20 protein-coding genes are annotated in these 17,403 nt (G+C 64.0%); 12 read left to right on the forward strand and 8 right to left on the reverse strand.

Annotated features, from left to right (window positions below; all coding sequences use genetic code 11):
- Window positions 1–112: 112 nt before the first annotated feature.
- A complete protein-coding gene (locus VNC39_RS09085) occupies window positions 113–1,183 on the reverse strand; it encodes a glycosyltransferase family 4 protein (protein ID WP_325398373.1) in 1,071 nt (356 codons plus the stop codon).
- A 145-nt stretch (window positions 1,184–1,328) separates the two neighbouring features.
- Between VNC39_RS09085 and VNC39_RS09090 the strand changes: the two genes are divergently transcribed.
- The 7 genes from VNC39_RS09090 (at window position 1,329) to VNC39_RS09120 (ending at window position 8,383) form a co-directional block, all read left to right on the forward strand.
- A complete protein-coding gene (locus VNC39_RS09090) occupies window positions 1,329–2,663 on the forward strand; it encodes a UDP-glucose dehydrogenase family protein (protein ID WP_325398375.1) in 1,335 nt (444 codons plus the stop codon).
- Between the two features lie 290 nt (window positions 2,664–2,953).
- A complete protein-coding gene (locus tag VNC39_RS09095; protein ID WP_325398377.1) occupies window positions 2,954–3,712 on the forward strand; it encodes a lysophospholipid acyltransferase family protein in 759 nt (252 codons plus the stop codon).
- Window positions 3,709–4,497 carry a rhodanese-related sulfurtransferase gene (locus VNC39_RS09100; RefSeq protein WP_325398379.1) on the forward strand — a complete coding sequence of 263 codons (789 nt, stop codon included), beginning with the start codon at window positions 3,709–3,711 and terminating at the stop codon, window positions 4,495–4,497. The genes VNC39_RS09095 and VNC39_RS09100 overlap by 4 nt, the downstream gene beginning before the upstream one ends.
- A gap of 191 nt (window positions 4,498–4,688) precedes the next feature.
- The gene (gene miaB / locus VNC39_RS09105) at window positions 4,689–6,044 is read left to right on the forward strand and encodes a tRNA (N6-isopentenyl adenosine(37)-C2)-methylthiotransferase MiaB (RefSeq protein ID WP_325398381.1); all 1,356 of its coding nucleotides are present in this window, start codon (window positions 4,689–4,691) and stop codon (window positions 6,042–6,044) included.
- The gene (locus VNC39_RS09110) at window positions 6,041–7,063 is read left to right on the forward strand and encodes a PhoH family protein (protein ID WP_325398383.1); all 1,023 of its coding nucleotides are present in this window, start codon (window positions 6,041–6,043) and stop codon (window positions 7,061–7,063) included. The genes miaB and VNC39_RS09110 overlap by 4 nt, the downstream gene beginning before the upstream one ends.
- Before the next feature lie 53 nt (window positions 7,064–7,116).
- On the forward strand, window positions 7,117–7,506 hold the full coding sequence (gene ybeY / locus VNC39_RS09115; protein WP_325398385.1) for an rRNA maturation RNase YbeY: 390 nt from the start codon (window positions 7,117–7,119) through the stop codon (window positions 7,504–7,506).
- Between the two features lie 10 nt (window positions 7,507–7,516).
- Window positions 7,517–8,383 (forward strand): hemolysin family protein, encoded by an 867-nt coding sequence (locus VNC39_RS09120; protein WP_325398387.1) that lies wholly within the window; start codon window positions 7,517–7,519, stop codon window positions 8,381–8,383.
- A 70-nt stretch (window positions 8,384–8,453) separates the two neighbouring features.
- Here the strand turns inward: VNC39_RS09120 and VNC39_RS09125 are convergent, their stop codons facing one another.
- Window positions 8,454–8,585, reverse strand: coding sequence for a hypothetical protein (locus VNC39_RS09125; RefSeq protein ID WP_325398389.1), 132 nt, complete (start codon window positions 8,583–8,585; stop codon window positions 8,454–8,456).
- Between the two features lie 20 nt (window positions 8,586–8,605).
- Between VNC39_RS09125 and VNC39_RS09130 the strand changes: the two genes are divergently transcribed.
- Window positions 8,606–9,283, forward strand: coding sequence for a YoaK family protein (locus VNC39_RS09130; RefSeq protein WP_325398391.1), 678 nt, complete (start codon window positions 8,606–8,608; stop codon window positions 9,281–9,283).
- An 89-nt stretch (window positions 9,284–9,372) separates the two neighbouring features.
- Here the strand turns inward: VNC39_RS09130 and VNC39_RS09135 are convergent, their stop codons facing one another.
- Window positions 9,373–10,575 carry a pyridoxal phosphate-dependent aminotransferase gene (locus tag VNC39_RS09135; protein WP_325398393.1) on the reverse strand — a complete coding sequence of 401 codons (1,203 nt, stop codon included), beginning with the start codon at window positions 10,573–10,575 and terminating at the stop codon, window positions 9,373–9,375.
- Between the two features lie 283 nt (window positions 10,576–10,858).
- On the opposite strand from VNC39_RS09135, the gene VNC39_RS09140 reads away from it, so the two are divergent.
- A complete protein-coding gene (locus VNC39_RS09140) occupies window positions 10,859–11,281 on the forward strand; it encodes a hypothetical protein (protein ID WP_325398395.1) in 423 nt (140 codons plus the stop codon).
- A 105-nt stretch (window positions 11,282–11,386) separates the two neighbouring features.
- On the opposite strand, the gene VNC39_RS09145 is transcribed toward VNC39_RS09140, so the two are convergent.
- Window positions 11,387–11,962: a flavodoxin family protein gene (locus VNC39_RS09145; protein WP_325398397.1), complete on the reverse strand. Its 576-nt coding sequence runs from the start codon at window positions 11,960–11,962 to the stop codon at window positions 11,387–11,389.
- 197 nt (window positions 11,963–12,159) lie between these two features.
- Between VNC39_RS09145 and VNC39_RS09150 the strand changes: the two genes are divergently transcribed.
- Window positions 12,160–12,525 (forward strand): FKBP-type peptidyl-prolyl cis-trans isomerase, encoded by a 366-nt coding sequence (locus VNC39_RS09150; RefSeq protein ID WP_325398399.1) that lies wholly within the window; start codon window positions 12,160–12,162, stop codon window positions 12,523–12,525.
- Window positions 12,526–12,681: 156 nt separating this feature from the next.
- Here VNC39_RS09150 and VNC39_RS09155 read toward each other — a convergent pair whose 3' ends face one another.
- The 3 genes from VNC39_RS09155 to rpmI all read right to left on the reverse strand — a co-directional run bounded on the left by VNC39_RS09155 (window position 12,682) and on the right by rpmI (window position 14,340).
- The gene (locus tag VNC39_RS09155) at window positions 12,682–13,575 is read right to left on the reverse strand and encodes an EcsC family protein (RefSeq protein WP_325398401.1); all 894 of its coding nucleotides are present in this window, start codon (window positions 13,573–13,575) and stop codon (window positions 12,682–12,684) included.
- A gap of 186 nt (window positions 13,576–13,761) precedes the next feature.
- Complete coding sequence (gene rplT / locus VNC39_RS09160; RefSeq protein ID WP_325398403.1) at window positions 13,762–14,124, reverse strand: 50S ribosomal protein L20; 363 nt, start codon at window positions 14,122–14,124, stop codon at window positions 13,762–13,764.
- 12 nt (window positions 14,125–14,136) lie between these two features.
- Window positions 14,137–14,340: a 50S ribosomal protein L35 gene (gene rpmI / locus VNC39_RS09165; protein WP_325398405.1), complete on the reverse strand. Its 204-nt coding sequence runs from the start codon at window positions 14,338–14,340 to the stop codon at window positions 14,137–14,139.
- A gap of 194 nt (window positions 14,341–14,534) precedes the next feature.
- Between rpmI and VNC39_RS09170 the strand changes: the two genes are divergently transcribed.
- Together VNC39_RS09170 and VNC39_RS09175 are read left to right on the forward strand one after the other, a co-directional pair.
- On the forward strand, window positions 14,535–15,074 hold the full coding sequence (locus VNC39_RS09170) for a regulatory protein RecX (protein WP_325398407.1): 540 nt from the start codon (window positions 14,535–14,537) through the stop codon (window positions 15,072–15,074).
- Window positions 15,075–15,997: 923 nt separating this feature from the next.
- Window positions 15,998–16,330, forward strand: coding sequence for a helix-turn-helix domain-containing protein (locus VNC39_RS09175; RefSeq protein WP_325398409.1), 333 nt, complete (start codon window positions 15,998–16,000; stop codon window positions 16,328–16,330).
- 182 nt (window positions 16,331–16,512) lie between these two features.
- On the opposite strand, the gene VNC39_RS09180 is transcribed toward VNC39_RS09175, so the two are convergent.
- On the reverse strand, window positions 16,513–17,208 hold the full coding sequence (locus VNC39_RS09180; RefSeq protein WP_325398411.1) for a glycosyltransferase: 696 nt from the start codon (window positions 17,206–17,208) through the stop codon (window positions 16,513–16,515).
- Window positions 17,209–17,403 lie beyond the last annotated feature (195 nt).

Genomic DNA, 17,403 nt, shown 5'->3' on the forward strand with positions numbered 1-17,403 from the left:
ACTTCTTTTATGCTGGGCTATGGGCGTTGGCGCTGACACAGCCCATGGCCCGGCATAACAAAGTTTTTTTGCTACTTTTTGTTCACAAAAAGTAGCCCTTACTTATCTTTGCTTACCACCGCCCCAGCCCAGCGGCGGCGGCGCGGCGGGCCACATAAAACGTCCAGCCGAACTGCACCAAAAGCGGGACCAGCACGACGAAGATTTTTTCATCCGACTTCACCGCCAGGAAGGCGATGGCATCCGCGCCGCCGAGCAGGGCGAACGCCCAGTGCCAGAGCGCCACGGCCCGCGCATCCATCCCCGCGCGGCGGACCACCTGATATAGATGCCCGTTATGCGCGCGGGCGATGTTTTCGCGCGCCAGGATCCGGCGGATCAGGGTGAAGGTCACGTCGTAGAGCACGCCGGAGAGCAGCAGCGGCACCAGCAGAAAGGAGAGCGGTGCGCCTTCGAACCGCGCCGCGGCAATGCCGAACAACGCCAGCATGAAGCCGCAGAACTGGCTGCCGACATCGCCCATGAAAATCTTGCCGCGGGGAAAATTGAACGGCAGGAACCCGAGCACGCCGCCGGCCAGCAGCAGCCCCGCGGTATAGACGAAGAAGCCGCCATAGAGCCCGGCGATGCCGGCCAGGAACAGGCAGGCGATGACGGTGACGCCGGATGCCAGGCCGTTCAGACCGTCGATGAAGTTCATCGCGTTGGTCACGAACAGCAGGAAGAACATGGTGAGCGGCACGCCGAGCCAGCCGATGTCGATGGTGCCGAAATAAGGCAGCGCCAGCAGGTGCACCCACAACCCCGCGGCGACCGCGGCGGCGGCGGCGATGAGCTGGGTGCCGAGCTTGATGACGTAGGAAAGCTCCAGCAGGTCGTCGATGAGGGAGATCGCCGCCATCAGCACGGCGGCGGCGATCACGCCGATGAAATACCCTTCCGCGAGGCGGGAGACCTGGCCGTAGCGGTAGAGCAACAGCACACCGAGTAGAAAGGCGCAAACAATGCCGACGCCGCCGGATTTCGGCGTGGTGTGGGTATGGGCCTTCCGCGCGTCCGGGCGATCGGGCACGCCGACGGTGATCATGATCCGGACGATGATGCCGGAAAAAATGGCGAGGCCGGCCATGAGGGCAAGGTGGCGCGGCAGGGCCAGCAGGCCGAGGGAGATTACAGGATCCATATGCGCGGGGACCATGGCCGAAACGCAACCGAATTTGAAGATGGCACCGCCGTAATCCTCTGCGCCGATGGCACGGGAGGCAGGGCTTGTCTGCGTTCGGCAGCCACGCCAGAACCGAGACGGACCCAGCGTTTGGAGACGGCACATGAAGATTGCGATCATCGGCGGCGGCTATGTCGGCCTGGTCTCGGCGGCCTGCTTCGCGGAATTTGGTGTGGCGGTATCGGTGGTGGAAGCCGATGAGAACAAGCGCCGCATGCTTCTGACGGGTGGAATTCCGATTTATGAGCCCGGCCTGGACCGTCTGGTGGCGGAAAACATGGCGGCCGGACGACTGACCTTCCCCGCCACGCTGCAAGAGGGAATCGCCGATGCGGAAGCGGTGTTCATCGCCGTCGGCACCCCGACGCGGCGCGGCGACGGCCATGCCGACCTCACTTATGTGTTCGCCGCCGTCGAGCAGGTGGTGAAGAGCCTGGACCATCCCGCGGTGATCGTCACGAAATCCACCGTCCCCGTCGGCACCGGGCGGAAAATCGCCGCCCTGGCGCGGCAATTGCGCCCGGAACTCGACATCGAGGTGGCCGCCAATCCGGAATTTTTGCGCGAAGGCAGCGCCATCGCCGATTTCATGCGGCCGGACCGCGTGGTGGTGGGCGCCGACAGCGACCGCGCCCGCGAGGTGCTGCGCCAGCTCTACCGGCCGCTTTACCTGATCGAGACGCCGATCGTCTTCACCGGGCTGGAGACGGCGGAGCTGATCAAATACGCCGCCAACGGATTTCTGGCGATGAAGATCACCTTCATCAATGAAATGGCGGATCTGTGCGAGCGAGTCGGCGCCGATGTGCATGACGTGGCGCGCGGCATCGGGCTGGACGGCCGCATCGGCCGCAAATTCCTGCATCCGGGGCCGGGCTTCGGCGGCTCGTGCTTCCCCAAGGACACGCTGGCGCTCATGCGCATCGCCGAGGAGGCCGGAGCGCCGAGCCGGCTGATCCAGTCGGTCGTCAGCGTGAACGACCACCGCAAAGGCGGCATGGCCGCGCGCGTGCTGAAAGCCTGCGGCGGCGATGTGAAGGATAAAAACATCGCGGTATTGGGCCTCGCCTTCAAGCCCGAGACCGACGACATGCGCGAGGCGCCCTCCCTGCCGCTGATCGAAGGGCTCGTATCGCGCGGCGCGAAAGTCACCGCCTTCGACCCGGCGGCCATGGAGGGGGCCAGGCCGCTGCTGCCCGCCGGCGTGACCTTCGCCAAGGATGCAAGGCAGGCGGTGTCGGGCGCGGACGCGCTGGTACTGGTCACCGAATGGAACGAATTCCGCGCGCTCTCCCCGGTCGGGCTGAAGCAGCTGATGCGCGGCGACGTGGTCGTGGATTTGCGCAATGTCTACGATCCGAAAGCCATGCGCGACGCCGGATTCGCCTATCAGGGCATCGGCCGGGCCAACGATACGCAAGAGCCGGCGCGGGATTAGGAAGTAAGTGGCCGCTTTTTTGAAAAAAAGCGGCGCAAAAAACTTTTGTTATGCTGGGCCAGGGGCGTTGTCGCCGCCAACGCCCCTGGCCCAGAGTCATAAAGTTTTTTTGCTACTTTTTGTTCACAAAAAGTAGCCTTCCTTTCTTGGAGGCTGCCGGCAGTTGCCGCTTGGCGCTTTTCCCGCCATCAAGAGCCCGCGACGTGAAACCGGATGCGGGGCATGGGACACTTGATGGAAGCGATGCGCGTAAGGCGCGATGTCATGAAGGATGGTCCTTCCTGATCCGCATGACCGCACGGCTGGTCGTCATCCTGGCCTGGACTTTGCTCGCCATGCCGACCCAGGCCCTGATGCTGACCCTGCCGGGCCGCGCGAAAGTGCGGTTCGCGATGATCTATTGGCGCGGCGTGGCTTTTTTGCTGGGGCTGCGGCTCACGGTGACCGGAAGCCTGCCGGCGCAGCGGCCGGTCTTGTTCGTCGCCAATCATTGTTCCTGGCTCGACATCGTGGCGCTCGGCGGCGTGCTGCCGGGCTGCTTCGTGGCGAAGGGCGCGATCGACCGGTGGCCGTTCATCAACTGGCTGGCGCGGCTGGGGCGCACGGTGTTCGTCTCGCGCAACCGCGACACGGTGAGCGCGGAGCAGGCCCAGCTGGAGGTACGGATGGCGGCGGGGGACAACATCATCCTGTTCCCCGAGGGCACGACCTCCGATGGCGTGCGCATCTTGCGCTTCTCCACCTCCTTCCTGGCCCTGGCGGAGACAGAGGCGCAGCCTTATGTGCAGCCGGTGACGATCGTTTACGACACGCTCGACGGGTTTCCGGTGCGCCGCCATGAGCGGCCGGACATTTCCTGGTATGGCGACATGGACCTCGCCTCGCATTACGCGCGCCTCGGCCGGCGGCGCCACCTGCACGCGACGATCATTCTCGATGAGGCGATCGCCCCCGGCACCTACGCCAACCGCAAGGCGCTGACCGCGGCGCTGGAAGAACGGGTGGCGCATAATGCCGCGTCGCTGCGCCAGGGGCGGGACTGGCGGTGAGCCGGGAATTGCCGAACAAGGTTGCGGCCTTCTACCAGTTCGTCCGGCTCGATCACCCCGCCGCCGTGCGCGCGGAATTCCTGAACCTGTGCGGCGCGGACATTCACGGGACGGTGCTGGTGAGCCCGGAAGGGATCAACGGCACGCTGGCCGGACCTGCCGAAGCCATCGATTCGGTCGTCGCGGCCCTGGGGCAGCGGCAAGCGCACCGGCCGGCTTTCGACCGGCTGGAGCTGAAATTCTCCGCTGCCGGCGCCCGACATTTCGACCGGCTGAAAATCCGCCTCAAGCGCGAGATCATCACGTTCGGCCACACGCTGGACGCGGACGCGCCGGTCGGCCAGGCCGTCAACGCGCAGGACTGGAACCGGCTGATCGACGATCCGGACGTGCTGGTGCTGGACACGCGCAACGGATTCGAAGTGGAGATGGGCAGTTTCGCCCGTGCGGTGGACCCGAAACTCACAAGTTTCAGCCGGTTCAAGACCTATGTCGACCGCGAACTGGCCTACGACAAAAGCCGGAAAATCGCCATGTTCTGCACCGGCGGAATCCGCTGCGAGAAAGCCAGCGCCTATATGATCGCGGCCGGATTCCAGCACGTATACCAGTTGCAGGGCGGGATTCTGCGCTATCTGGAAGAGGTGCCGAAAGAAGATAGCCGGTGGCGGGGCGATTGTTTCGTGTTCGACCAGCGCGTGGCGCTCGGCCACGGGCTGGCCATGCGGACACCGAAGCTTCATCCAAATTTTCTTGACACGACGCCGGAAAAAGATGCCGAGTAGGGCCATGCAAGGAGGGTTTTTTCTGCATTGATCGGCTTGCCGCTGCCTTTCAGGATTTCTTCCGGCGCGGGCCGGGCCGGCGCCGGGTGCGGTGTGCAGAAAATATTATGCCTATTTGGGAGATGCTCCCACTTCGCGCTAAAGTTCGCGCCAATGTTTGGTGCAATCTTTAGTGACCGAGTTATAGGCGTATGACCCCCACGGACCGCGAGCCCCGCAAACTGCATGTCGTAACGCATGGCTGCCAGATGAACGTGTATGACAGTGCACGCATGGCGGACCTGCTGGCCCCCCTCGGCTACACCACCGTGGACAAGCCCGAAGGCGCGGACATGGTGATCATGAACACCTGCCATATTCGCGAGCGCGCCGAGGAGAAAGTGTTCTCCGCGCTCGGGCGCCTGCGGGTGATGAAGGAGGAAGGCGGCGGCAAGATGATGATCGCCGTCACCGGCTGCGTCGCCCAAGCCGAAGGCGAACTGCTGCTCCAGCGCGCGCCTTATGTGGACCTGGTGGTGGGGCCGCAAGCCTATCACCGCCTGCCGGAACTGATCGCCCAGGCGCACCGCACCCAAGGCTCGGTGATCGACACGGCGTTTCCGGCCGAGCCGAAATTCGACTTCCTGCCCGAGAACGGGGCGCCGCAGGGCGTGATCGCCAACCTCACCATCCAGGAAGGCTGCGACAAATTCTGCTCCTTCTGCGTCGTGCCCTACACGCGCGGCGCCGAGGCCTCGCGCCCGGCGGCGCAGGTGATCGCCGAAGCGCGGCGCATGGTGGCCCAGGGCACGCGCGAAATCGCGCTGCTCGGGCAGAATGTGAACGCCTATCATGGCGAAGGGCCGGACGGAAAAACCTGGACCCTGGCGCGGCTGCTCGCGGCGCTGGCGGAGATCCCGGACCTCAGGCGGCTGCGCTACACCACGTCGCACCCGAACGACATGAGCGAAGAGCTGATCGAAGCACATCGGGACAATCCGGCGCTGATGCCGTTCCTGCACCTGCCGGTGCAGTCGGGCTCGGACAAGATCCTCGCCGCCATGAACCGCAAGCATAAGGCCGACGCGTTCCGCCGCGTCGTCGCCCGCCTGCGCGAAGTGCGGCCGGACATGGCGTTCACCTCGGATTTCATCGTCGGCCATCCCGGCGAGACCGATGAGGATTTTGCGGCGACCATGGCGCTGGTGCGCGAGACCGGCTTCGCGCTCGCGTACAGTTTCAAATATTCGCCGCGCCCGGGTACGCCGGCGGCGGGGCTGAAACAGCTCGACGAGGCGCTCAAAGATGCGCGCCTGTACGAATTGCAGGCGGAGCTGCGCCGCCAGCAGGATGCGTTCAACGCCGCCACGGTGGGGCTCACCACCCCGGTGCTGTTCACCGGGCTGGGGCGCCATGCCGGGCAGATCGCCGGGCGCTCGCTCTATGCCCAGCCGGTGGTGGTCGAGGCCCCTGCCCCGCTCACCGGCGAGGTGCACATGGTGACCATGACCCACGCCAACCCGAATTCCCTTCTTGGCCGTCTTGAACAGGAGCAAATCGCCGCTTGAGCCAGATCATCGCATCGCCGGCTACCGAACCCGCCCTGCTGCCGCGCTCGCTCACGCTCACCTTCGACAATAACGCATTGCTGCCATTATTGCTCGGAGACCACGACCGGCATCTGACCCGCATCGAGCAACGGCTCGGTGTCCGCCTCGCCTGCCGCGGCAACCGCGTTTCCATCACCGGCCCGGCGCTGCAAGTCAGCGCCGCCGAGGCCACCCTGGGGGCGCTGTACCGACAATTGCAAAAAGGCGAGATGATCGACGGGCCGAAAGTCGATGCCGCGATGCGCCTGACCGAACCGGCCGGCGAGCCGCGTCTGCCGCTCTCCGACCTGCCGGCGATCCGCACCCGCAAGGGCGCCGTGGGGCCGCGCAGCGCCGCGCAGGCCGCTTATATGGAACTGCTGTCGCGCTTCGAGATGGTGTTCTCCTTAGGCCCGGCCGGAACCGGCAAGACCTATCTGGCGGTGGCGCAGGCGGTGGCCATGCTCACCTCAGGCGCGGTGGACCGGATCGTGCTCTCCCGCCCGGCGGTGGAAGCCGGCGAGCGGCTGGGCTTCCTGCCCGGCGACATGAAAGAGAAAGTGGACCCGTATCTGCGCCCGCTTTACGACGCGCTGAACGACATGCTGCCCGGCGACCAGCTGACCAGGCGCATGACCACCGGTGAAATCGAGATTGCCCCGCTCGCCTTCATGCGCGGCCGCACGCTCGCCCATGCCTTCGTGATCCTTGACGAGGCGCAGAACACCACGCCGGTGCAGATGAAAATGTTTTTGACCCGCATGGGCGAAGGCACGCGCATGGTGATCACCGGCGATCTCACGCAGATCGACCTCCCGGCGGGCACGCGCTCCGGCCTGGCCGATGCGCTGGACACGCTGGAGGGCATTTCCGGCATCGCGGTCGCGCGGTTCAGCAATGCCGACGTGGTGCGCCACCCGCTGGTCGGGCGGATCGTCGAGGCCTATGATCAGCGCCACGCCGCCGCACGGGAACATGCGCGCGAGCGCCACGGCTGAAAGAGACAATGGAACCTGGAAGTACGAGCCCCTTCGGGGGCGGATTAGTGGTCATGGAACGTCGCTGGCACGCCTATGTGCGGGATCTCTCCCGCCTGGTGTCGCGCGCCATGCGGGAGGCCGGCTGCGCCGCGGATGTGGTGCTCACCGATGACCGCACCATCAAGCAGCTCAATGCCCGAGACCGCGGCAAGAACAAGCCGACCAATGTGCTGACCTATGAGCATCCGGCCGAGATCCTGCTCGGGCTGGGCGTGGTGCGACGCGAGGCCCAGACGGCGGGCAGATCGGTCGCGGCGCATTTGACCCATCTGCTGATCCATGGCGCGCTGCATCTGCAGGGCCATGACCATGACCATGTCGGCGACGCGCGGCGTATGGAAGCCGAGGAGGCGCGCTTGCTGGCCCGGCTCGGCATCGCCAATCCCTGGAAAAACCGATGAGTTCGACACGATGAGTTCGACCTTGGGACGATTCCTGCACCGCCTGCGCAATCCGGAAGTGTCGGTGCGCGACTCGATTGCCGAGCTGGTGGAGGAAGCCAGCAAGGAAGCCGCGCTCGGGCTCGATCCTCACGAACGCGCGCTGATCGCCAATGTGCTGCATTTGCGCGAAATCTCCGCCAACGATGTGATGGTGCCACGGCCCGACATCGTCGCCATGCGCGCCGACGCCACATTGCCGCAGGCGATGGCGCTGATCCGCGAGGAGGGGCATTCGCGCATGCCGGTGTACCGCGAGCATCTCGATGACGTGGTCGGCATGGTGCATATCAAGGACGTGTTCGCCTTCAACGGCGCGGCGGAGGATTTTGCGCTGGAAAAGATCCTGCGCAAGCCGCTGTTGGTGGCGCCGCAGATCGGCGTGCTCGACCTGCTGATGCAGATGCGCCAGACGCGCACGCATCTGGCCCTGGTGGTCGACGAATATGGCGGCATCGACGGGCTGGTGACCATCGAAGACCTGGTCGAGACCATTGTTGGCGACATTTCCGACGAGCATGACGAGATCGAAGGGCCGATGCTGGTGGAACGCCCGGACGGCGCGCTCGACATCAACGCGCTGCTGCCGGTGGAGGAATTCGAGGCGCGGCTGGGGCCGGTGCTCTCGGAGGACGAGCGCGACGCCGACATCGAAACCGTGGGCGGCCTGGTGTTCAATCTCGCCGGACGGGTGCCGACCAAGGGCGAGATCATTCCCCACCCCTCGGGCATCGAGTTCCTGGTTCTGGAAGCCGATGCGCGGCGCATCCGCCGGTTGCGGGCGCGCCGCACCGCGACCCCGGCCGCCGAAGAGGCTGCGGCGCGCGACGATTTGTAGAAGGAAGGAAGCGCTTCTTTTTTGAAAAAAAGAAGCAAAAAACTTTTTTAAACTCTGGCCCGTGCCGGCGTCACGGCCACCGGCCCAGCATAAACAAAAGTTTTTGCGCCGCTTTTTTCAAAAAGCGGCCACTTTCTTCCCTCTGGTCTAGCTTTTTTCCACCCGCGATTGCATTGCTCGCTCGCGCCACGGCGCGAATCAATTGCAAGCCTCCGGTGGAAGATGTCCGACAAAGCCCCGATCAAACCTTCACTCGAACTCATTCTCGTCTGCACCGCCTTCGCCGCGGGATCCGTGGATCTCATCGCCTTCGCCAAGCTGGGCGGGGTCCTGGTCTCGGCCATGACCGGCAACCTGGCATTCCTCGGTTATTATATCAGCCGCTTTTCCTTCGCCGCAGCGCTCGGCTCAGCGATTGCGCTGATCGGCTACGTGGTGGGCACCGCCGCCGGCGTGCTGATCAGCCGCAACCTCTCCCAGCATCCAGCGCTGCGCCTGTTGCTGACGGTGCAGGCGCTGCTCCTTGCCGCCACGCTGGCGATATGGCCGTCGATCACGCACCACAGAGGCACGCTGGGCCTGGAGGCCACGATCATGCTCGCCTCGATGGCGATGGGCATGCAGAGCATCGTCGGCAAGCGCGTTAATCTTTCAAACATCCCGACGATCGTGTTCACCAGCACGCTGACGAACATCATCATCGGCCTGACTGAAACGCTGGTGAGCGGCAAATTCGCCATGCCCCGGGATACCAAGCGCCAGGTCGCGTCGTTCCTGATGTACTGGGTCGGCGCCACGGTGACCGGCTACGCGGTCTTCTTCGCGCTCCCCTTCTTCATGGCCATTCCTCTGGCGGCGGTGTTGCTCGCTCTGCTCTCGGAATTTCTGTACCGGGGATGATTTTGGGCCGGCGGCGTTGAAATCCGCACGGCCCAGTTTTACAAAGTTTTTTTGCTACTTTTTGTTCACAAAAAGTAGCGCTTTCTTTCCTACTTCAGTCCGGCGCAGAAACGCTGAATGCGGGTGCAGGCTTCGCGCAGGGCCTCGGTCGAGGTGGCGTAGCTGATGCGGAAATAGCCGGGATAGATGAAGGCCGAGCCGTGCACGGCGGCAACGCCTTCCTCATCCAGCAGGGCGATCACGAAATCCTCGTCGGTCTCGATCTTCTTGCCCTTCACCGTGGTCTTGCCGATGCAGCCCTGCATAGAGGGAAACACATAGAACGCGCCTTCAGGCTTGGAGCAGACGAGGCCGGGGGCAGCGTTCAGCATGTCCACCACCAGGTCGCGGCGCTCCTTGTAGACCGCGGCCATTTTCGCGATGTCGTCCTCCGGCCCGTTCAGCGCCGCGACGGCGGCGGCCTGGCTGACCGAGGAGGTGTTGGAGGTGGACTGGCTCTGCAGCTTGTCCATCGCCTTGATAAGGGCGAGCGGCGCGCCGCAATAGCCGATGCGCCAGCCGGTCATGGCATAGGCCTTGGAGCAGCCGTTCATGGTGAGGGTGCGGTCGCGCAAACGCGGTTCAACTTCGACGATGGTGGCCGGCTTGAAGCCGTCATAGACCAGCTTCTCGTAAATATCGTCGGTAAACACCCAGATATTGGGGTGCTTCAGCAGCACGTCGCAGATCGGCCGCAGATCGGCGGCGGAATAGGCCGCACCGGTCGGGTTGCTCGGCGAGTTCAGGAACACCCATTTGGTCTTCGGCGTGATCGCCGCCTCAAGGTCCTCGGCGCGCATCTTGAAACCGTTATTCTGGCTGCACGGCACGAACACCGGCTTGCCTTCGGCCAGGGCGACGATGTCGGGATAGCTGACCCAGCACGGGGTGGGGATGATCACCTCATCGCCCGCCTGCACGGTCGCCAGCATGGCGTTGAAGATCACCTGCTTGCCGCCGGTGGAGACGATGATCTCTTCCGGCTTGTAGTCGATGCCGCTGTCGCGCTTGAACTTCGCCACGATCGCCTGGCGCAGCGCGGCGGTGCCGGCGACGTCGGTATATTTGGTGTCGCCCGCGTTGATCGCCGCGATCGCGGCCTGCTTGATATGGGCGGGCGTGTCGAAGTCCGGCTCACCGGCGGAAAGGCTGATGATGTCCCGGCCCTCGGCCTTCAACGCCCGGGCCTTGGTGGAAATGGCGATGGTCTGGCTGGGGCTGATGCGGTTCAGGCGGTCGGCGATCAAGGGCATGGTGGGTCTCGCACTTTGCGGGGAAAAAACGGCGCGACCCTAGTCCCAGGACGGCGGGGCCGCAACCGCTCCCGGGCCGGCGCCGCCGACGCGGCGGCAAAATTGGCCTTGTATGTGCCCTTCCGGCATCAACGCCCGAATATAACCCAATGGTATCCTTGATACGAATCGTCACACAGGTGAAAAGCGCATGTCGCTTATATCGAAGCCAAAACAAGAGATAGGCGATCGTCTTCATCACGCCGCGCCGAACGGGGTGCGGTATCAAGGAAAGCAAACTATCATGACGTCATTCAAATTCGCGCGCTTTGCCCTGCCGGCCCTCACCGCCGCCATCGTCGGGCTGGGCGCGCAGGCCGCGCTTGCCCAGACCACGACGGCGCCGAGCCAGATGATGCAGGGGAGCATGTCTCAGGGGTCGATGATGGCCGCGCCCGCCGCTCCGGCGACCGCGCCCGCCGCCACCGCCACGACCGCGAAGAAGCACCACCACATGACCGGGCATGCCCTGCCCGCCAGCGAGAAATTCTCCTCCGCCGCCACCGCCCAGGCGCATTGCCCGGGTGACGCGGTGGTTTGGATCAATGTCAGCCACAGCCATGTGTTCCACGCCAGCAGCTCGAAATATTTCGGCAAGACCAAGCATGGCGCCTATGTCTGCGAGAAAACGGCGCTGGCCGCGGGCCTGCACGCGTCCAAGCGTTAAGGCGAACTCTGCGCTGCAAAAGCGCGGTTCGGAGCAAAAAAGAACGGGGGCTCGCGCCCCCGTTTTTCATGAGGCGGGATAAAACCCCGCCGGGCGCCCCCGAAGTTAGTCCGCCTTATGCCGGGCGACGAACCTGGTGAAACGCTCGCCAAGAGCGGTCGCGGTATCCAGATCGCCCTGCACCATCTCGTCGACCGACGCATCCGCCGGAGTCTGCATCATCGCGCCCGAGAAGGCGCCGATATTGTTCAGATCGTTGCGGGTGGCCTTCTTGGTGTTGGCCGGCAGGATGTCGAGCCCCACCCAGGCCATGCCATGCTGCATCGCCAGCGTGATCATGTAGGAAATGGTGAGGAACTTGTCGCCGTTCATCGAGGCCGAGTTGGTGAAACCGGCGGCGAACTTGTCCTTCCAGGCGCGGCCGAACCAGGCTTTCGAACTCGCATCGGCGAATTTTTTGAACTGCCAGGAGACGCTGCCCATATAAGTGGGCGAGCCGAACATGATGCCGTCGGCCTGCTGCAGCAGATCCCAGTCCCCCGCGGCGAGGTCGCCGGTCTCGTTGTCGATGGCGAGCAGATGCACGGTGGCGCCGGCCTTGGCGACGCCGGCGGCGACGGCCTCCGCCTGACGGCGCGTGTGGCCGTAGCCGGAGTGATAGACAATGGCGATGTTGGGCATGGATGGTCCTTCTTTGAATGATACTCTGACGATGCCTACGCGCGCATGTCTTATCCGGAGGCGGGGCCTAGCGAAATACGCCACCGGCTCGGCATGACGGCAGACCAGCCATGCCGCCATTTGCCGGCTGCGCGCGCGATTGCCGGGCGCAGCGGAATTCATTACCTGACTCCCCCAGACAAACGGAGACCATTGCAATGGCGACAGACAACATCACCACCATGCCATCCGGCGTGAAATACGAAGACCATGTGGTCGGCACCGGCGCCACGCCGGCCAAGGGCCAGATGGTCACTGTGCATTACACCGGTTGGCTGGATGAAAACGGCACCAAGGGCAAGAAATTCGACTCCTCGCGCGACCGCGGCCAGCCCTTCACCTTCAAGATCGGCGTGAGCCAAGTGATTTCCGGCTGGGATCTGGGCGTCGCGACCATGCAGGTCGGCGGGCAGCGCACGCTGATCATCCCGGCCGAACACGGCTACGGCCAGCGCGGCGCGGGCAGCGTGATCCCGCCCGGCGCGACGCTGATTTTCGACGTGGAGTTGCTTGAGGTTAAGTAAGGCGACGAAAGCAGCCGCTTTTTGAAAAAAGCGGCGCAAAAACTTCTGTTTACGCTGGGCCTGGGGCGTTGAAACCGCACGGGCCCAGAGTAAACAAAGTTTTTTTGCTTCTTTTTGTTCACAAAAAGAAGCGCTTCCTTTTTTCTCTTTGTCTTTCTACCGCGGCAGGAGAAACACCGTGCCGCGCGGGGCCCGCCGGCCGAAGCGGCGGCGGTTTCGCGCCGCGCGCACCATTTGCGTGAAGCAGGCGCTAAGGGCCGCAGGGTCGCCGGTGCGCCGTTCCAGGAGGCGCAGACAGAAATGCACGCGCGCCATGGTCTGGTAATAGTCGGTGAACGCATAATTCAGCGCGCCGCCGGCCACCGCCCCGGCCAGCGGCACCGCCTGGGCGAGAAATTTCTCCGACACGACCAGGCCGAACCGTCCGGCCGCCGCGCGGATCAGCAGATTGATCGCGAGATGGTTCATGCCGATGCGGGCCGCCCAATAGCCGGTTTCGGCCTCCTCGTCCTCCCGGCCCGGGCCGCCCAGGGTCAGCACTTCCAGGCAGGCCCGCTTGGTGTCCTCGTCGGCCAGGTTTTCGCCGCTGTCGCGCGCCACCTCGGCGATCGAGCGCAAAATCGTCGCGGTCGTGAAGGGAATGTCGAACACCACGCCGGGCAGCCCGACAAAGCCGGAAGCGACGCCGCTGGCCGTCGTCGCCAGCCGGTGCAGGGCGTTATTGCGCGGCTGGCGCGGCCGCAGCATCTGCGGCACCGCGTCGAGGCCGAAGGTGGCCAGCGAATAGCTCCGCCACAACGTGTCTTCCACGGCGTCCTGCGCACCCTGCACGAGATCGGACCAGACCGCGCCGCCGAACCGCTCGCCGGCGTTGAACATGCGATTTTTCAGGGCATCGACCTGCCGGCCGAACGTGGCGGCCAAATGCATCACCATGCCTCGGGAATCCGCCAAGAGGATGGCGGCGTGCCAAAGCTGCGTGCGCTCCTGCAAGGTGAGGAATGCCACGCTCTCGGCCAGGCTGTCAGGCAAAGGGTGATCGAATTTCATGTCCGCTCCCAGAGATGAGGTCGGGCCGGATATGACGCAAGGGGAGAAAGAAAGCCTACTTTTTGTGAACAAAAAGTAGCAAAAAAACTTTATAAACTTTGGGCCCGTGCTGGTTTCACCGGCACGGGCCCAAAGTCACAAAAGTTTTTGCGCCGCTTTTTTCAAAAAGCGGCCACTTCACTTGCCTTAGGCAGCGGCGCTGACAGCCTTCACGGCCTGGACGATTTCCGCGAACGCGGCGGCATCGTCGTAGGCGATGGCGGCAAGCACCTTGCGGTCCAGTTCCAGGCCGGCCTGCTTCAGGCCGAAAATGAACTGGCTGTATGTCAGCCCGTGCTCGCGCACGGCGGCGTTGATGCGCTGGATCCACAGCGAACGGAACTCGCGCTTCTTGACGCGGCGGTCGCGGTAGGCATAGCGCAGCGCTTTTTCCAGCCGCTCCAGCGCAATACGGTAATTGGTCGAAGACCGGCCGAAATAGCCCTTGGAAAGGTCCAGAACCTTCTTATGACGGGCGTGGGTGGTAACACCGCGTTTCACACGTGCCATGTCTGGGTCTCCTTAGTTCAGGCCGTACGGAGCCCACTGCTTGACGGTCAGGCCGTCAGCATGGGTCAGCGGGTGGTTGCCACGATTCTGCCGCTTGGCCTTCTGGCTGCGGGCCATCAGATTGTGCCGCTTCTTGGCGGGGCCGGCCAGCACCTTGCCGGTGGCCGTGATCTTGAACCGCTTTTTGACCGCGGACTTGGTCTTCATCTTCGGCATTTCGGTCTCCTATAACTACACCCCGCCGCGAAGCGGGGGTCCCGGATATCGGGGTGGCGGCCAGGCATGCCTAAAGGCCTGGACACGCGCGCATCACGTTTGACGGTGAAGCGCGCCGTATAAAGGCTGGGGCGGCGCGTGACAAGGGCGTTTCCGGCTTGTCAGCCGGCGGCGGAACGGCGAGATTCGCCGCCATGGCGGAGCCCCCCCCCGATCAAGCCAAATTACTGGAAGCGGCGTTGAACCATCTGGCGCGCTACGCGGCAAGCGAGGCCGGCCTGGCGCGCGTGCTGACCCGCCGGCTCGACCGCTGGGCCCGCGCCAACATGAGCGCGGAGGATGACGGCACGGAGGCCGCCGCCGCGCGCCGTGCCAAGGCCGCCATCCCCGGCGTGATCGCCCGGCTGAAAGAGCTCGGCGCGTTGAATGACGAGGCGTTCGCCGCCGCACGGGCCAAGCGTTTGAGCCGGGCGGGCAAGTCGCGCCGGGCGACCCTGGCGCATCTGGCGGCCAAGGGCGTGCACGCGCCGGACCTCGCGCACGATCCTGAGCGCGAGCTCGCCGCCGCCTGCGCCTATCTGCGCCGCCGCCGCGCCGGCCCGTTCGGCGCCGCTCCGGAACTCAAGATTCTCGCCGCCATGGCGCGCGGCGGCTTTGCGCAGGAGGTCGCCCGGCGCGCGCTGCGTCTCAGCCGCGACGAGGCGGAAGACCTGATCAAGCGGCTTCACGAATAACGGCCGCCGGGCCCTGGCCCGGCACATCGGCGGCGGCGCGAACAAAACCCCGTGATGCGACGTTGAACATCGCCGCAGCCGCGCCGGCGCCGGAAGAGGCCGGCGCGGCGCGGCCATCGCCGCCGTCGGCACGGCCAATAAATATGTCAGGTTGTATAGTCTGTTTCCAGCCAGCGTCGGGCAGGCAATGACATGCCGTTAGATACTTTTGCGGCGCCGCACGCAGCAGCCTTGGCCGCGCCCGGCCGTGCCGCCGCGCACAACGTTGTGATGCGCCCCGCCACACGGCGATGATGCAACGTCTGGTTAACAGAGAACGTAGACCTCACCTGCAAAGATACGACGCCGTACATTTCACCGCCCGGACTCATTTTTATCCTCGGAAACATGCGGCTTTGCCGGCAAGGCCGCTGCGACCGGCCGCGCGATGGCGAGCGGCGCCGCTCCTAACCGCGCGCAACTAAGGAGTTGTCAATCTTAATGACCACCCGACAATTAGTTGATCATTTTTGCGTGACATTCCTCCATGCCGTCCATAAATGTTACTGTATCGAAATATTTTACTTTTCCTTCCGCGTCAACAGCTTTTTGCCCCGCGTCCGCCGCCCGGCCTGAACATCATGGCAGGGATACCAAAAACCGCATTTCCGCATGCCGCAACAACGAATTTTTCAGATTTCCGTCCCGTTAGCACAGGCGAAGCCCCGGCGGCGGCGGGCGCAACAACCCCCACGTGCGAATGCACTGCACAATTTTTCCCGCCGTCCGGCGCCGCCGCGGCGCGGCGGCCCGCGCCCTCTTGCACGAAGGTTTCCTGCGGTATAACGCCTCCTTGCAAATTCGTAACATGTTAGCAATCATAACTGGAAAGGTCAAGAAAATCTAACATGACGTCTTGTACCTTATCGTGTTAGACAGTCGCTATGGCATCAAAAAAACAACTTCCCACCGAAACTGTTGGCGCCCGGATCAGGGCTTTGCGGCTTGCGGCCAATCTCACGCAGGACGAATTCGCGGCCAAGCTGAACGTCTCCCGCTCTGCCATCGCGCAGTGGGAGACCGACCGCGCCGGCCAGGTTCGTGACAACATGGAGCGAATTGCCAAGGTGCTGAACACCTCGCTTGGCTATCTCGTCTCCGGTGAGACCGGCTCACTCATGGGGGATGAGCTCGCGCTGATGCGCCTGTATCGCGCCTGCTCCTCGGAGGATCGGCGCATGCTGCTCCTCACCGCCCGCCGCCTCGCCCGCACCTGACGCCACGCAACGCCGCTTCGGCGCGCGTCACGAGCAATCCGTATGGCGGTGGAACCGGCAGGGGCCACCTGATGAATTGCTCACCCTAGGCCACGACTGCCGACCGGTAACCGTGCCTTTTGCCTACGCGCCTTCCGCCGGCAGGTAGGGTGCGGGCCAACGCCGCACATCGTCCGGGGGCATCACGCGCAGCTCCCGATAGGCGCCGCCCGTGCGGAAAAACGCAGGTTGTAGAACAGACCATCCGCAAGCGGCAGAGCATGGCGCCGGCGCATGACCGTGCTTTCCCGCATGAAGCGGTCGCGCTTAGGCTCGGCGAAATCATGCCCCCGGCTACAGCCTTCGCGATGCTCGGCCACCGCCTCCGCCGCATACAGGGTTTTCCACCCCGCCATGCCGCGTTTCACGCAGAGATCCACTTCCGCGAACGCCTGGCGCCGCACCAGCATGCACGCCGCAGCGACGGCGGACACGCGCCGCGCGACCTGCGCGCGCATCACATACCCCGGCGCGTCACCGCCGATGCCGCGAAACGCGTGATCGGCGACTCCGCCCGCGCCCAGCACCACCCCTGCATGCTGAACCGTCTTATTCAGATACAATAATTTACAGCCGACAGCGCCAACTTTCTCATCCGCCCGACATTCGCCGGCCATGAGCCGCAGCCAGGAAGATTTCCCGACGATCATATCGTTATTCAAAAACAACAAAAATTCCCGGTCAGACAGATTGGCGCCGAGATTGTTGAGCCGTGCATGGTTGAATGTCTCGACGATCCGCAAAACCCTGGTATCCGGGAAATTTTCCTGATTTTCCGTGAACTCTTCGGCGGCTCTGGAAACCGGGCCATTGTCCAGAAGCACGATCTCATACGCCACGCCGCGCGTGTCGCGGCGGACCGCCGCGACTCAGGCTCGGCATGGCCGCCGGTTGGGGCGAGGTTTCGTTTAGCAAGGAAGGCGGCCGCTTTTTGGAAAAAGCGGTGTAAAAACTTTTAGTCCTTCAGGCCGGGAGCGATGAAGCTGGCATGGCACCGGTGCATCAGCAACCGTTTGCGCTCGCCACCCCCGCAT

The organism is Acidocella sp., assembly GCF_035535915.1.
Classification (GTDB): domain Bacteria; phylum Pseudomonadota; class Alphaproteobacteria; order Acetobacterales; family Acetobacteraceae; genus Acidocella.

Excerpts from the sequence above, each read along its gene's own strand:
- VNC39_RS09085 (WP_325398373.1), bottom strand. The coding sequence starts at position 1,183 with ATGGATCCTGTAATCTCCCTCGGCCTGCTGGCCCTGCCGCGCCACCTT.
- VNC39_RS09090 (WP_325398375.1), top strand. The coding sequence starts at position 1,329 with ATGAAGATTGCGATCATCGGCGGCGGCTATGTCGGCCTGGTCTCGGCG.
- VNC39_RS09095 (WP_325398377.1), top strand. The coding sequence starts at position 2,954 with ATGACCGCACGGCTGGTCGTCATCCTGGCCTGGACTTTGCTCGCCATG.
- miaB (WP_325398381.1), top strand. The coding sequence starts at position 4,689 with ATGACCCCCACGGACCGCGAGCCCCGCAAACTGCATGTCGTAACGCAT.
- ybeY (WP_325398385.1), top strand. The coding sequence starts at position 7,117 with ATGGAACGTCGCTGGCACGCCTATGTGCGGGATCTCTCCCGCCTGGTG.
- VNC39_RS09120 (WP_325398387.1), top strand. The coding sequence starts at position 7,517 with ATGAGTTCGACCTTGGGACGATTCCTGCACCGCCTGCGCAATCCGGAA.
- VNC39_RS09130 (WP_325398391.1), top strand. The coding sequence starts at position 8,606 with ATGTCCGACAAAGCCCCGATCAAACCTTCACTCGAACTCATTCTCGTC.
- VNC39_RS09135 (WP_325398393.1), bottom strand. The coding sequence starts at position 10,575 with ATGCCCTTGATCGCCGACCGCCTGAACCGCATCAGCCCCAGCCAGACC.
- VNC39_RS09140 (WP_325398395.1), top strand. The coding sequence starts at position 10,859 with ATGACGTCATTCAAATTCGCGCGCTTTGCCCTGCCGGCCCTCACCGCC.
- VNC39_RS09145 (WP_325398397.1), bottom strand. The coding sequence starts at position 11,962 with ATGCCCAACATCGCCATTGTCTATCACTCCGGCTACGGCCACACGCGC.
- VNC39_RS09150 (WP_325398399.1), top strand. The coding sequence starts at position 12,160 with ATGGCGACAGACAACATCACCACCATGCCATCCGGCGTGAAATACGAA.
- VNC39_RS09155 (WP_325398401.1), bottom strand. The coding sequence starts at position 13,575 with ATGAAATTCGATCACCCTTTGCCTGACAGCCTGGCCGAGAGCGTGGCA.
- rplT (WP_325398403.1), bottom strand. The coding sequence starts at position 14,124 with ATGGCACGTGTGAAACGCGGTGTTACCACCCACGCCCGTCATAAGAAG.
- rpmI (WP_325398405.1), bottom strand. The coding sequence starts at position 14,340 with ATGCCGAAGATGAAGACCAAGTCCGCGGTCAAAAAGCGGTTCAAGATC.
- VNC39_RS09170 (WP_325398407.1), top strand. The coding sequence starts at position 14,535 with ATGGCGGAGCCCCCCCCCGATCAAGCCAAATTACTGGAAGCGGCGTTG.
- VNC39_RS09175 (WP_325398409.1), top strand. The coding sequence starts at position 15,998 with ATGGCATCAAAAAAACAACTTCCCACCGAAACTGTTGGCGCCCGGATC.